At 68.3% G+C, this 14197-nt stretch carries 9 protein-coding genes; 7 read left to right on the top strand and 2 right to left on the bottom strand.

Going from position 1 to position 14197, the window contains the following annotated elements; genetic code table 11:
* The 7 genes from secF to VMJ70_15225 all read left to right on the top strand — a co-directional run.
* On the top strand, positions 1-684 hold a 684-nt coding region (gene secF / locus VMJ70_15255), incomplete at its 5' end, for a protein translocase subunit SecF (protein HTO92488.1).
* Between the two features lie 17 nt (positions 685-701).
* Positions 702-1778 (top strand): hypothetical protein, encoded by a 1077-nt coding sequence (locus VMJ70_15250; protein ID HTO92487.1) that lies wholly within the window; start codon positions 702-704, stop codon positions 1776-1778.
* Positions 1779-1850: 72 nt separating this feature from the next.
* Entirely contained in the window at positions 1851-2627 is a 777-nt protein-coding gene (locus VMJ70_15245; GenBank protein ID HTO92486.1) for a DUF4159 domain-containing protein, read from the top strand.
* A gap of 34 nt (positions 2628-2661) precedes the next feature.
* Positions 2662-6006 carry a DUF4175 family protein gene (locus VMJ70_15240; protein HTO92485.1) on the top strand — a complete coding sequence of 1115 codons (3345 nt, stop codon included), beginning with the start codon at positions 2662-2664 and terminating at the stop codon, positions 6004-6006.
* Positions 6007-6023: 17 nt separating this feature from the next.
* A complete protein-coding gene (locus VMJ70_15235; GenBank protein HTO92484.1) occupies positions 6024-7655 on the top strand; it encodes a hypothetical protein in 1632 nt (543 codons plus the stop codon).
* Between the two features lie 12 nt (positions 7656-7667).
* The gene (locus VMJ70_15230) at positions 7668-9233 is read left to right on the top strand and encodes a hypothetical protein (GenBank protein HTO92483.1); all 1566 of its coding nucleotides are present in this window, start codon (positions 7668-7670) and stop codon (positions 9231-9233) included.
* A gap of 35 nt (positions 9234-9268) precedes the next feature.
* A complete protein-coding gene (locus VMJ70_15225; protein ID HTO92482.1) occupies positions 9269-10351 on the top strand; it encodes a hypothetical protein in 1083 nt (360 codons plus the stop codon).
* A gap of 42 nt (positions 10352-10393) precedes the next feature.
* Here VMJ70_15225 and VMJ70_15220 read toward each other — a convergent pair whose 3' ends face one another.
* Positions 10394-10894 carry an OsmC family protein gene (locus VMJ70_15220; protein HTO92481.1) on the bottom strand — a complete coding sequence of 167 codons (501 nt, stop codon included), beginning with the start codon at positions 10892-10894 and terminating at the stop codon, positions 10394-10396.
* Between the two features lie 40 nt (positions 10895-10934).
* The gene (gene carB / locus VMJ70_15215; protein HTO92480.1) at positions 10935-14147 is read right to left on the bottom strand and encodes a carbamoyl-phosphate synthase large subunit; all 3213 of its coding nucleotides are present in this window, start codon (positions 14145-14147) and stop codon (positions 10935-10937) included.
* Positions 14148-14197 lie beyond the last annotated feature (50 nt).

Raw genomic sequence — 14197 nt, 5'->3', positions numbered from 1 at the left:
CAGCAGATGACCGGCGAGAACCGGAACGAGTTTCTGCTGCGCATGAAGGAGGAGCCGGGGCAGCGCGACCTGTTCGGCGAGATCTCGGCGGCGATCCAGAAGGCGCACCCGGGCATTCAGGTCGAGCTGCGGCGCACCGAGCACGTCGGGCCCAAGGTGGGCGGCGAGCTGAGGCAAAAGGCGGTCTGGGCGGTGCTGTGCAGCCTGGGCGTCATTCTCCTTTACGTCGGCATCCGCTATGAGTTCAAGTATGCGTTCGGCGCCGTGGTCGCCTTGTTCCACGACGTGTTCGTGACGCTGGGCATGCTGTGCTTCACCCACCGGGAGGTCTCGCTCACGGTGCTCGCGGCCCTGCTCACCATCGCCGGCTACTCGATCAACGACACCATCGTGGTCTTCGACCGTATCCGGGAGCGCTCGAAGGCTCTCCGCAAGGAGAAGCACTCGCGCGTCATGGACATCGCGGTCAACGAGACGCTGTCGCGGACCATCATCACCGCGTTCACCGTGTTCCTCAGCGCGCTTGCCCTGTTCATCTTCGGCGGCGAGGTGCTGCGGGACTTCTCGTTCGCCATGCTGGTCGGCACGGTGTTCGGCACCTACTCGTCGGTGTACGTGGCCAGCGCCCTCGCGCTCGACAGCTGGATCGCGCTGGATCGTCGCAAGGGCATTCAGGCGGAATGACCGGGGAAAGGAACGTCATGCCGCGCATCACCACGCTCGCGGCCGCATTGGCGGTGGCCGCCGTGCTGGCGAGCTGTTCCAAGAAGACTGCGGTGGATCCGAGCTACACCATGCCGGAGGGAACCCGTTCGCCCCGCCTCCAGCTGATCACCAACTTCGACCTGCCCAATGCCGTCATCACCGTCAAGGATCGCGGCCGCATCGGTGTTCCCGACTTCGTTCCCGACTCCACCAACGCCGACTCGATCGTGCTCGACCCCGATACCGGCGCGCCCCAGATCCGGTACGTCCAGCAGTACACGCCTTCGACGATTCGCGGCACGATCATCAATCAGACTTCCGCGGAAGGCATGCAGATGTTCCGCACCACCTCGAGCGGCGGGGTCTACCAGTTCCTGGATTTTCCGGTGCCGGTCCAGAAGCGCTTCCTCGACAAGCTCGCCGAGACCTACTTCTTCACCGACCCCGACGCCGGGCGCTTGAGCGGCGCCAGCTACTTCGCGCGCGGACTGATCGGCGGGATCGCGGGCAGCAGCTCGCCGCTCTCCAATCCCAGCCAGCCGCTCACCAATTCCATCGCCGAGATCGTCTACACGGCGAACCGTAACGGGACCGTCACCCCGATTTCCGGGCCTCCGGCGCCTCCGGAGTCCACTTTCACCATGCAGTGGCTGACGATTCCGGGAGCTTCGACCTACTGGATCAGCGTCTTCCAGTATCTGACCAATCTCGTGGACCTGAACGAGCGCATTTACACCGGTCAGCCGCAGATCCTCTCGCCGATCAAGTCGCGTGACGTGTTCTTCGGTTCGCTCCCGGCCTCGGCGGCCAGCTTCATGACCTACAAGTTCGGCGATCCCAGCGCGACCATTTACACCTACCGGACTCCGCATCTCGGCCAGGTCTACTACGTCAGAATTGCCGCGGTCAACGCGCAGGGGCAGCTGATCGGGATGACCACGGGGCCGACGATTCTGCAGACGTCCGACTTGCTCAGGATCCAGGATTCGCGGGACTATTTCTTCATATTCGGGAGCGGCATCTACGATATGTTCTCCCGCGGGGCCGTATTCGTGAGTCCGGGGGCCCAGTAGCCGCGCGCTCGCTTCGACGTCAGGGTGGGCCCGCGCATCGTGCGGTGGCCGCGCGAGAGGAATAGAGTCGTCATGAACGCGGACCTGGTTCGCGATCGGCCGCGAACGTCGCACCCGGGTGGAGCGCGCCACCCCGGCGGCCGGGCGGTGCTCCTCGCGTTGTTCGTTTCCCTGTTCGCCCCCACCCCGGGCCCGCTCCTCGACCCCCTCGGGCCTGCCGCGGCCCGAGCCGACGCCACTCCCGCCGGCGCCAACGCCTTCGGCGTCGCCCGCCTCAAGTACGGCGGGGGTGGCGACTGGTACGAGGACCGCACTTCGCTCCCAAACCTGATGCGCGCCCTCAAGGAACGCACCACCATCCCGGTGGCGGGCGATCGAGAGGCGGTGGTCGAGCCGGGTTCCGCGAACCTCTTCCAGTACCCGTTCGTGTTCGCCTGCGGGCACGGCAACATGAAGTTCACGCCCGACGAGGTCGAAAACGTGAGGAAGTGGCTGCTGTCGGGGGGCTTCCTGTGGGTGGACGACGACTTCGGGATCGACCCGTCGTTCCGGCGCGAGATGAAACGTGTGTTTCCGGACAATCCGATCGTCGAACTCCCCTTCGACCATCCCATTTTTCACGGGCTTTACGACTTTCCCGGCGGATTGCCCAAGATACACGAGCACGACGGCGGCCCGGCGCGAGGCTTCGGGATTGTCGCGAACGGAAGGCTGGTCGTATTCTATACGTTCGACACCGACATTGGAGATGGCCTGGAGGACGAGGAAGTCCATCACGATCCGCCGGAGAAGCACGAAGCGTCGATCCGCACGGGCATCAACATCGTCCAGTACGCGATGACGCACTGACTCGGTTCCGGCAGCGGGCCGCCTCGTACACGACATGAGCACACGCGCGCCCCTGAACTCGCTCCACTCGGGTCTCTCCCGCCCTCACGCCGATCACGCACGCCGCCGGGCGCTGCGATTCGCGCTGCGCGGCGCCGCGGCCATCGCGGTGGCCGTGGTCCTGCTGGTGCTCGCGGGCCTGCTGCTCCCCTTGTCGCCGGTCTCGGCGGCGATGCGCCTCGGCGTTTTCGCGCTGGTGGCGCTGGCCTCCCTGGCCTGGGCAGCGCTCGCCACCGCGCGCTCGTCCGAGAGCCTCGACGGCTTCCTCGAGCGCGTGGAGTCGCGCTTCCCCGAGGTCCGCTCGTGGCTCCGGAATGCGCTCGACCTCGAGCGACATCCTCCGGCCGGCACCTCGGCCGAGCTGGCCTCCGCGCTGCGAGCGGAGACCGTGCGCCGCCTGGCCACGGTGCCGATCCGGAGCCTGCGCCCGGCGATCGCGCCGCGCCTCCCGCTGCTCACCGCCGGCGGCTCGCTGCTGGTGCTGCTGCTCGCGACCTGGGCGAGTCCGCAGCGCACGCTCCTGTCGTGGAATTCGCTGTGGCAGCCCTCGCTCGCCGCTCCGCCGATTCGGCTCGCGGTCGAACCGGGCTCGGTCCGCATCACGCCGGGCGCTTCGCTGGTGGTGCGGGCGCGCGTGTGGGGCACCGCGCACGCGCCGAAGCTCTCGCGCGACGCCGGCGAGTCGCCCTCCGCCGAGGCCGAGGGCACCGATCACGACGGCGCCCGGCGCTGGCGCTTCGAGCTGGCGCAGCTCACCCGCCCGAGCCGCTACCGCGTCGAAGCCGGCAACGTGCGAAGTCCGATCTACTTGATCGATCTGGCCGGCGAACCGCAACCGGTGGGCTTCGAGATCGAGGTGCGCCCGCCGGCCTATGCGCGACTTCCGGTTCAACGGGGCGCCGCGACCCGCGGCGATCTCGAGGCGCTGCGCGGCTCGCGCGCGGTGGTCGAGGTCACCTTCGATCGCGACCTGACCGCGCTCACCGCGCGTCTCGACCACGGCAACGTTCCGCTCGAGTTCCGGGCGCTCAGCCCGCGACGATGGCGCGGCGAGGTGCCGGTGCGCGAGGAGGGCGTCTACGAGCTGGCCGCGAGCGCCCCGAGCGGTGCCGCTTCCTATCGCTATCGCATCGCGCCGCTCGCCGACGCGCCGCCGGTGATCACGGTGCGCGTGCCCGAGCGCGACGTGGATCTGCCCGCCGGGCAGCAGGTGCCGCTCGACGTGCTGGCTCAGGACGACCTCGGCCTCACCGAGCTCAAGCTCCAGTTCCGCAAGGAAGCCGACAGGCCCTGGGCCGACGTGCCGCTCGCGCGCTTCGCCGGCCAGCCGCGCGAGGGCGAGGTCCGCTCGCGCTGGGACGCCTCGGGGCTCGGGCTGCTGCCCGGCGAGAGCGCGTCGTTCCGCTTCGCCGCCTACGACAACAACGCGATCTCGGGACGCGGCCTGGCGCTGAGCCAGGTGTTCGAGCTGCGCTTCCCCTCGCTGAGCGAGGTTTACAAGAGCATCGAGGAGACGCACGCCGGCGTGCAGCAATCGCTCGAGAAGCTGGCGGACCAGACGCGCGAGCTGCAGAAGAACCTCGAGCGCATGGAGCGTCAGGCGCCGAAGCCGGGCGCCCAGAGCTCGCCGGCCTACGAGCGCAGCCAGGACATGAAGAGCGCGCTCGAGCGCCAGCAGGAGATCAACCAGCAGATGAATCAGGCACTGAGCGACCTCAAGCAGAGTCTCGAGCAGGCCAACGAGCGCGACGCGTTCCACGACGAGCTGCAGCGCAAGATGCAGGAGCTGGCCGATCTCATGAAGCAGATCCAGTCGCCCGAGTTCAAGGAAGCGCTGCGCAAGATGCAGGACGCTCTCGAGCGCATGGATCGCCGCGCGATGGAGCAGCAGCTTCCCGAATGGCGCGATCAGAACAAGGAAATGCTGGCCAACCTCGAGCGCACCATCGAGCTGCTCAAGAACCTCCGCCAGGAGGAACAGATCGAATCACTCGCCCGGCGCGCCGACGAGCTGGCCCAGAAGCAGGACGCGCTGAATCAGGAGCACCAGTCGCCCTCGAATCCCGACGCCGCCAAACGCGACGCCGAGAATCGCGACCTCGCCCAGCGCCAGAGTCAGGCCGCCGACGACAGCAAGCAGCTCGCCCAGGACACCAAGCAGCTGAGCCAGCAGCTCGACTCGCAGCAGGAGCAGCAGCAGGCCGACGAGGCCGCGCAGGAGCTGGAGCAGAACGCGGCGCCCGAGCAGCAGGATGCCTCCGAGCAGGCCGGTGAGAACCAGAAATCCAAGGCCAGCCAGTCCGGCCAGCAGGCGAGCCAGAGCATCAAGCGCGCCGCGAGCAAGCTGCAGCAGATGGCGCAGAACCATCAGCAGCAACAGCAGCAGGTGGACCTGGCCGCGGTGCGGCGCGCGGCGCAGGATCTGGTTTCGCTGCAGCGCGCGACCCAGGAGAATCTCGATTCCAACGATCCCGCCTCGCAGCGCGCCGATCGCCAGACCGACCTGGCCGACGGCACCGCGAGGGTCGCCGACTCGCTGAGCGCGCTGGCCGAGCACACCCCCTTCATCAGCCCGCGCCTGCACGAAGCGCTCGGTCACGCGATGGAGAGCCTGTCGCAATCGGGGCGCGAGCTCGACACCGGCAACCGCGAGCGCGGCGAGCAGCAGGGACAGGAAGGAAGCACGGCGCTCAATCAGGCGGTGCTCGAACTGCGGCGCACGGAACAGTCCATGTGCCAGAAGCCGGGCCAGTCCCAGGGCAAGCCCAACTCGCAGGGCGGCTCGATGGCGCAGCGCATGGGACAGATGAGCCAGGATCAGTCGCGCCTCAATCAGGAGACGCAGGGCGTGGCGCGCCGGCTCTCGCAGCAGATGGAGCAGTCGATGGGCAACAGCCAGGAGCTGCAGCGGATCGCTCAGGAACAGCAGCGTCTTCGCGAACAGCTCGAGCAGATCGCCAAGGAGCAGGACGAATCTCGTCCCGAGGAGCCCAAGCTGCTCGGACGCCTCGACCAGACCCAGCAGGAGATGAAAGAGGTCGAGGAGGCGTTGCGCGACGGGCACACCGACGATGAGATCCAGCAGAAGCAGCAGCACATCCTGTCCAAGCTGCTCGACGCCCAGCGCTCGGTGAATCGTCGCGACTACGAGCCGCAGCGCGAGTCGCGGCCTGGAGAGGATCTGGCGCGCTCTTCGCCCGCGCCGCTCCCCGCCGATCTGCTGCGCGAGAACGACCGGCTGCGCCTCGACCTGTTGAAAGCCGACGCCGATCGCTATCCGGCGCAGTACCGGACCTTCGTCGAGAGCTACCTGCGCGCGCTGAACGGACGCTCCCAGTGATTCGCGGGCGGGCCGCAGTGCTCGCGGCGCTCGTGCTCCTGTTGGCGGGCTCGGCAGCCGCCCAGCCCCAGCGCGCCCCGCAGCCGTTCGACCCTGGCCGGCCGCTGATCCTCGAGGTGCCGGGAACCCCCAGCACGCCCTCGTCGCACCCCCTGACGCCGCTCGACCCCGGGCAGATGGAGGTGGTGCGCCGCGCCGAGCAGCAGCGCCTCGCCGGAAAGTACGACGACGCACGCAAGCTGCTCGCGTCGCTGCCGGCGAACGTCCAGCACCATCCGCTGGTGATCACCGAGCGCGCGCGGCTCGAGCTGGCGGCCGGCAACTGGAACGCGGTGGTTCAGCTGGGCGCCGAGCGGCGCTCGCAGCGTGACTCGCTGCTGATCGGCCGCGAGCTGGTGGACGCCTACGAGCACCTCAATCGCTCGCGCGAAGCGAGCCAGGTGGTGACCGAGGTGTGGGCGGCGGCGCCGGTCGAGGAGAACTGGGCGATGCGCGAACTGGAGCGCCTGGCGCCGAGCGACGCTCATGCGGGGCGCGACGGCGTGCGGCGCGCGCTGGAGCGCGAACCGCAGCGCACCGATCTCGCGCGCGGGCTGGCGCAGCTCGAATGGATGGGCGGCGACATGCACGCGGCGCTCAAGGTGCTGCACGATCTCGATCGTGGCGAGCGCGGCCCGCGCAATCGCTGGGCGTTCGCCGAGAACCTGTTGATCCGCAGCACGGCGCGCGACTCGAGCGGCGCATTCGAAGTGTTCCTCGACATGGTGGCGGATCCGACCCAGGACCCGAGCTATCGCGTCACGGCCGCGCAGCGCTACTGGTCGCTGCTCGCGGTGCGCGGCCAGCAGGTCGAGGGCGCCCCCCGTTTCTATCAGGCGCTGAAGGACGTGCCCGCCGATCGCTGGGGCGGCCCGATGGTGGTCGAGGTGGCGCGAGCGCTCCGCCAGGGCGGCGACACCGCCGACGCGCGCGCGCTGCTGAACGGCGCCTCGAGCGGCCCGCAGGCGCGCGCCGACGTGCTGCTCGAGCGCGGGCTCGCCGACCTGCGCGACGGCCCGCCCGAGAAGGCGCTCGAGGCCTTGAAGCCGGGGCCGCACGGGAGCGACGATCAGATCTTCCAGTATGCCGAGGCGCTGTTCTTCGCCGGGCAGCCCGATTCGGCGCTGGTCTGGTACCAGAAGGCGTCCGAGAACCCTGCCGGGGAGCACACCGGGGCGGCGCTCGAGCGGATCTACCTGCTCGAGGACGCCAGTCCCAGGTCGGCGTTGCCGGCCTTCGGGCGCGTGGAGTACGAACGGTGGCGCGGCTCGTCGAAGCACGGACTGGCGATGGCCGAGTCGCTGTGGCAGAGCCTGCCGCGCGGAGCGCTGTGGGCTCAGGCGGCGATGATCGTGGTGGACGAGCGCGACGCGCTCGGCGACCCGCGCGGCGCGGTGGCGATGGCCCAGATGGTGGCCGATTCGCTGCCGGACGATCGGCTGGCGCCGCTTGCCCGGCAGCGGGCGGGCGATCTCTATACGACCCGGCTCAAAGAGGATGCGAAGGCGGTCGAGCAGTACGAAGCGTGTCTGGCCCGCTACCCCAAGGCCTGGAACGCGCCCGAGGTGCGGCGGAGGCTCGAAGAGCTGCGCCGAACCCGGCGCTTCTGAATCGAAGGGAACATGATCCGCATCATTTCATTTCCGGGACGACGGCCCCAGCGGGGCTCGCGAGTGGCCGGGTTCCTCAGCCTGATGATCGCGATGGCCGTGACCGCGATGGTCGCGATGATCGCGTGGATGACCTATCGCATCGCGCGCGGCATGATCCAGCGGCGGGTGGCGAAGGGCTGGGCCAGCCTGCGCGCGGATTCGCCCGCGCCCGGGGTGAAGCGGGGCGAAGGCTCGGAGCTGGCAAGGAAACGCGAGCGTTCCTCCGCCGAGATCCTCGACGGCTTGCCGATCGCGTTCCTGCTCGCGGGCGCGCTCTCGTCCACGGCGCTGATCGGCTTCGGCGCCGCCGCCGGCCTGGCGCTCTCGGCCACTCCCGCTTCCGCCAAGTGGCTGGTGCCGATGGACGACAAGCAGACCGATCACCTGCGCGCCTACGGGCTCACGTTCTGGGTGCTGACCCACGGCGCCAAATGCGAATGGCTGCTCAATTATCGCGGCGGCTCGTTCCTGCTCCCCGACGGCGACGACATCGAGCGCGAAGCCAACGTGCGCGGCGTGACCATCGAGCCGATGGGTGGCGCGGCCGAGGCCTCGATGCGCGCCGAGATCGCCGACAACAACATGGAGTCGATCATCCTCGAGAAGGCGCCCAAGGTCGCCGTCTACATTCCGCCCAACACGCCGCCCTGGGACGACGCGGTGACGCTGGCGCTCAAGTACGCAGAGATTCCCTATGCCACGGTCTGGGACGAGGAAGTGTTGCGCGGTGAGCTGTACAAGTACGACTGGCTGCACCTCCATCACGAAGACTTCACCGGTCAGCACGGCAAGTTCTACGGGCCGTATCACACCTTCCCTTGGTATCGCGAAGAGGAAGCGGTACAGAACGCGATGGCCCACAAGCTCGGCTTCGCCAAAGTGACCCAGCTCAAGGCCGCGGTGGCGGTGGCGATCAAGGACTTCATCGGCAAGGGCGGATTCATGTTCGGCATGTGCTCGGCCACCGATACGTACGACATTGCGCTGGCGGCCGAGGGCCTGGACATCGTGGATCGCGTCTACGACGGCGACGGCGTGGATCCTACTGCGCAGAAGAAGCTCGACTATTCGCGAACGCTGGCGTTCAAGAACTTCCGCCTCGAGACCGATCCGATGATCTACAAGTTCTCGGACATCGACATGACCCAGGAGGCCTCGCTGCGCGGGCCGAACAGCGTATTCACGTTGTTCGATTTCTCGGCCAAGAACGACCCGGTCGCCTGCATGCTGGTTCAGGACCACGTCGCCGCGGTGCCGGAATTCCTCGGCCAGAGCACGGGTTTCCGCCGCAGCCTGATCAAGAGCGGCGTGCTGGTGCTGGCCGAGGTCGAAGGCACCGACGAGGTGAAGTATCTGCACGGCGATTTCGGGCGCGGCACGTTCACCTTCCTGGGCGGGCACGATCCCGAGGACTACCAACACATGGTCGGCGATCCGCCCACCGATCTCTCGCGCTACAAGCACTCGCCCGGCTATCGGCTGATCCTCAACAACGTGTTGTTCCCCGCCGCCGAGAGGAAGAAGCAGCGGACCTGAGCGGCATGTCCCGGCCGCGCCACGAAGGAGCCGCCGTGATTCCAAGCCCTAGACTCGCCGCTTCCCGAGCCCTTGGAACCGCGCTGTTCGCGTTCGCCGCTCTGGCCGCGGGCTGCGCGAAGAGCAGCTCGCCTACCGCGCCTGGGCCGACCCGCTCCTACTTCATGGGCTTCACGGCGATCCCGCCCAAGGCCGATTTCTCGCTCCAGCTCCAGACGCTCGACGCCTGGACGCCACGCGCCGACGCCGCGCTGATCCTGAACGAGCCGCCGTGGGATTCGCTGCTGGCCGGCACGCGCGCCGATTCGATCGTGATCCGCCAGCAGAAGGGGCTCGGCGACTACTACCGCGCGAAGGGCCTCCGCATCGTGGTGAGCCTCGATCCCACCAACGGCCTCGATCGCTCGAGCGATTCGGCGCCGCTGGTGGCCGCGGGCCGCAGCCTGACCGAGCCGGCGATCCAGCACCTGTATCGCGCCTACGCGGTGGCGCTCGACACCATCGTCCGTCCCGACTACTTCAGCGTCGGCTCCGAGACCAACCTGGTGCGCGCCGTGGCGCCGCCCCCGCTCTACGCCGCCGAGGTCCAGAACGCGGCGAGCGCCGCCAGCGCGATCCGCGCGGTGGACCCGAACGTCAAGCTGTTCACCACCGTGCAGGTCGAGGTGGCGTGGGGCCGGCTGGTGCCCGACTCGAGCTTCGCCGGCATCGTCCAGGATCGAACCGACTTCGCGTTCGAGGATGCGCTCGGGCTCTCGTCGTATCCCTATCTCGCCGGCTTCGCCGATCCCGACAGCCTGCCGAGCGACTACTACACGCGACTCACCCTGGGCGCGCCGATCCCGCTGCTCAAGATCGAGGGCGGCTGGTCGTCCACCACCGTGAGCAGCACCGTGACTTCACCCGACATGCAGCGGCGCTACATCGTCCGCGAGGGGCAGATGCTCCAGGACGCAGGCGTCCTGGCGTGGTTCCAGATCACGTTCACCGATCTGGACCTCACCTCGTTCCCGCCGTCGGTGGCGCCGTTCGCTTATCTCGGGCTGGTGGACGTGTCGCTGGCCGCGAAGCCGGCGCTGGCGGAGTGGGACGCGTATTTCAAGCGCCCGAGGAGGTAACCCGGGAGCCTGGCCAGAGAACGACCCCGCGCGAACATCGAGTCACCGCGATTCGCCAGGTCCGTCCTGGTGAATCGCCGCGACCCCCGCCACGTTGATCGCGGTCTTCACCGATTGCGCGATGAAGCACTGCTCGTGGGCCTCATGGTGCAGCCGCTCGAGGCTCGCGGCGTCGGGCGGGCCGGTCGTGCCCCAGGTGATCTTCGGGTTCAGCGTCACCGCGCTCACCCACGGCACCTTGTGCTCGTTCGGCGTCATCTGGCCGACCGCCTCGTCCTCGTAGGCCACGACGTCGAGGCCGGCGCGGTACGCGAGCCACACGAACGTGAGCATGTGGCAGCTCGAGATCGCGGCCACGAACGCTTCCTCGGGATCGACGTTGGCGGGATTCGAGAACGGCGGGCGCACCGCCGCCGGCGACGACGACGCCGGCACGGTGACGCCACCGTCGAAGCTCCAGGTGTGCTCGCGGGAGTAGCGGCCCTTCAGGAACTCGGACCCGGATGCCTGCTGCCAGCGGATCGTGGCGCGATGCTCGGACATATTCTCTCCTTCCGCGGCCTCGAATCCGGCGCGGTGGCCGCTACGCCGGCTGCTTCTCGGCGTGCATCTCCTGAAGACTCGCGACGTCGAGCGCATGATTGGCCATGCGCGCTTCGATCGCGGCGGCGGCCGCAGCGGCGCCCGGCAGGGTGGTGATGCAGGGCACGTTGTGCTGCACCGCGGCGGTGCGGATCGCCCAGCCGTCGCGAAACGCCGCGCCGCCGAGCGGCGTGTTGATCACCAGCTGGATCTCACCGCTCTTGATGGCGTCCACGATGTTGGGCCGGCCCTCGCTCACCTTGAGGACCGTCTCGATCTCGAGCCCGGCCTCGCGCATGGCGGCGGCGGTGCCGCGCGTGCCGGCGACCTGAAATCCCAGCGCGATCAATCGCTTGACCGTCGGCACCACCGCCTGGCGGTCACGCTCGTTGACGCTCACGAACGCGGTGCCGCTGACCGGCAGCCGCGTGCCGGCCGAGAGCTGCGCCTTGTAGAACGCCGTGCCCAGATCGAGCGCGCTGCCCATCACCTCGCCGGTGGATTTCATCTCGGGCGAGAGCTTGGGATCGACACCCGGGAACTTGATGAATGGGAACACCGGAGCCTTCACGTGAAAGCGGCCGACGCTGAGGTCGCGCTCGATGCCCATCTCGCGCAGCGTCGAGCCGAGCATCAGCCGAGTGGCGATGCGCGCCAGCGGCACGCCGGTGGCTTTGGCCACGTAGGGCACCGTGCGTGACGCACGCGGATTCACCTCGAGCACATAGAGCTTGCCGTCGGCGATCGCGAATTGGACGTTCATCAGGCCGACCACGCCCAGCGCCTTCGCCATGGTGCGCGTCACGTCCTTGATCTGGGCGAGAAGCGCGCCGTCGATCGAATAGGCCGGCAGCACGCAGCTCGAGTCGCCGCTGTGTACACCGGCCTCCTCGATGTGCTGCATGATGCCGGCGATCACGCACTCCTTGCCATCGGCCAGTGCATCCACGTCCACCTCGATCGCGTTCTCGAGGAAGCGGTCGATCAGGATGGCGCCCCTGGGTGCCCGCTCCAGCGCCTCGGTCATGTAGTGGCGCAGCTCGGCAGCGTCGTAGACCACCGCCATGCCGCGACCGCCGAGCACGAACGAGGGTCGTACCAGCAGCGGGAAACCGAGCGACTTGGCCGCGGCTTCGGCCTCGGGGAGCGAGCGCGCGATGGCATGCTCGGGGTGCGCGATCTGGTGGCGATCGAGGAAGGTGGCGAAGCGCTCGCGATCCTCGGCCAGATCCACCGAGTCGGGCGGCGTACCGAGGATCGGCACGCCGGCGCGATGGAGCGGCATGGTGAGATTGAGCGGGGTCTGCCCGCCGAACTGAACGATCACGCCGGCGGGCCGCTCCTTCGCGACGATCTCGAGCACGTCTTCCAACGTCAGCGGCTCGAAGTAGAGGCGATCGCTGGTGTCGTAGTCGGTGGAGACGGTCTCGGGATTGCAGTTGACCATCACGCTCTGTACGCCGGCGTCGCGCAGCGCGAACGAGGCGTGGCAGCAGCAGTAGTCGAACTCGATCCCCTGCCCGATGCGATTGGGCCCGCTGCCGAGGATCACCACCTTGCGCGTGTCGCCCGGATCGCTCTCGTCCTCCTGGTCGTAGCTCGAATAGAGGTAGGGCGTGAACGACTCGAACTCGGCGGCGCAGGTGTCGACCCGCTTGAACACCGGGCGAATGCCGGCGGCGTGGCGCCTCTCGCGAACCTGGGTCTCGTCGCTGGCGGTGAGATAGGCGAGCCGGCGATCCGAGAAGCCGTACTGCTTGGCGCGGCGCAGTTCCGCGTCGCTCATCTGTTCGAGCGACTGCCCGCGCAGCTTGTGCGCCAGGTCGGCGAACTGCTGCACCTGATCCAGGAACCACGGGTCGATCGCGGTGAGCGTGTTCAACTCTTCCACGCTCCAGCCCTGCTCGAACGCGTGGACCACGAGGTGCAACCGGTTCTCGTTGGGCGTGCGCAGCAGGCGCTCAAGCGACTCACGGCTCATGTCGCCGGGCCGGAACGGCCGCATGGCCTCCAGCGAGCGCAGCGCCTTGAACAGCGATTCCTTGAAGGTGCGTCCGATCGCCATCACCTCACCCACCGACTTCATCTGCGTGCCGAGCGTGGTGTCGGCGCCCGGGAACTTCTCGAACGCGAACTTGGGGATCTTGGTGACCACGTAGTCGAGCGTTGGCTCGAACGCCGCCGGCGTCTTGCGGGTGATGTCGTTGGCGATCTCGTCGAGCGTGTAGCCGACCGCGAGCCGCGCCGCGATCTTGGCGATCGGAAAGCCGGTGGCCTTGCTGGCCAGGGCCGACGATCGCGACACGCGCGGGTTCATCTCGATCACGATCAGCCGGCCGTTCTCGGGATTGACCGCGAACTGAACGTTCGATCCGCCGGTGTCCACGCTCACGCGCCGCATGATCGCGGCCGCGGCGTCGCGCATGCGCTGGTACTCGCGGTCGGTCAGGGTCTGGGCCGGCGCCACGGTGAGCGAATCGCCGGTGTGAACCCCCATCGGATCGAAGTTCTCGATCGAACAGATCACCACCACGTTGTCGCGCGAGTCGCGCATCACTTCCAGCTCGTACTCCTTCCAGCCGAGCAGCGACTCTTCGACCAGCACCTCGCCGGTCGGCGACAGGTCGAGGCCGCGGCGCAGGATCGTCTCGCACTCCTCGGCGTTCCAGGCAATGCCGCCGCCGGCGCCGCCGAGCGTGAACGAGGGCCGCAGCACCACCGGGAAGCCCAGCTCCTCGGCAAACGCGAGCCCTGGCTCCACCTCGTTCACCAGCTTGCTGAGCGGCACCTCGAGCCCGATCTCGATCATGGCGCGCTTGAACTCGTCGCGCGCCTCGGCGATGCGGATCGCCTCGACGCTCGCGCCGATCACTTCGACGCCGTGCTTCTCGAGCACGCCCTGGCGCTGGAGCGCCAGCGCCAGATTGAGCGCGGTCTGGCCGCCGACCGTGGGCAGGATCGCGTCGGGTTTCTCGCGCGCGATGATGGATTCGAGCACTTCCGGAACCAGCGGCTCGATGTAGGTGCGATCGGCCAGCTCGGGGTCGGTCATGATCGTGGCCGGGTTCGAGTTCACCAGCACGACTTCGTAGCCGTCGGCGCGCAGCGCTTTGGTCGCCTGTGTCCCCGAATAGTCGAACTCGCAGGCCTGGCCGATCACGATCGGGCCCGAGCCGATCACCAGGATGCGCTTGAGATCGTCGCGGCGTGGCACTAGCGCTCGCCCTCGCGCCACTCGCGCATCATCGCGGTGAAGCGGCCGAA

The sequence above is a fragment of the Candidatus Sulfotelmatobacter sp. genome (assembly GCA_035498555.1).
In the GTDB taxonomy this organism is placed as follows: Bacteria; Eisenbacteria; RBG-16-71-46; order RBG-16-71-46; family RBG-16-71-46; genus DATKAB01.
This window is presented reverse-complemented; position numbering and strand designations above follow the sequence as displayed.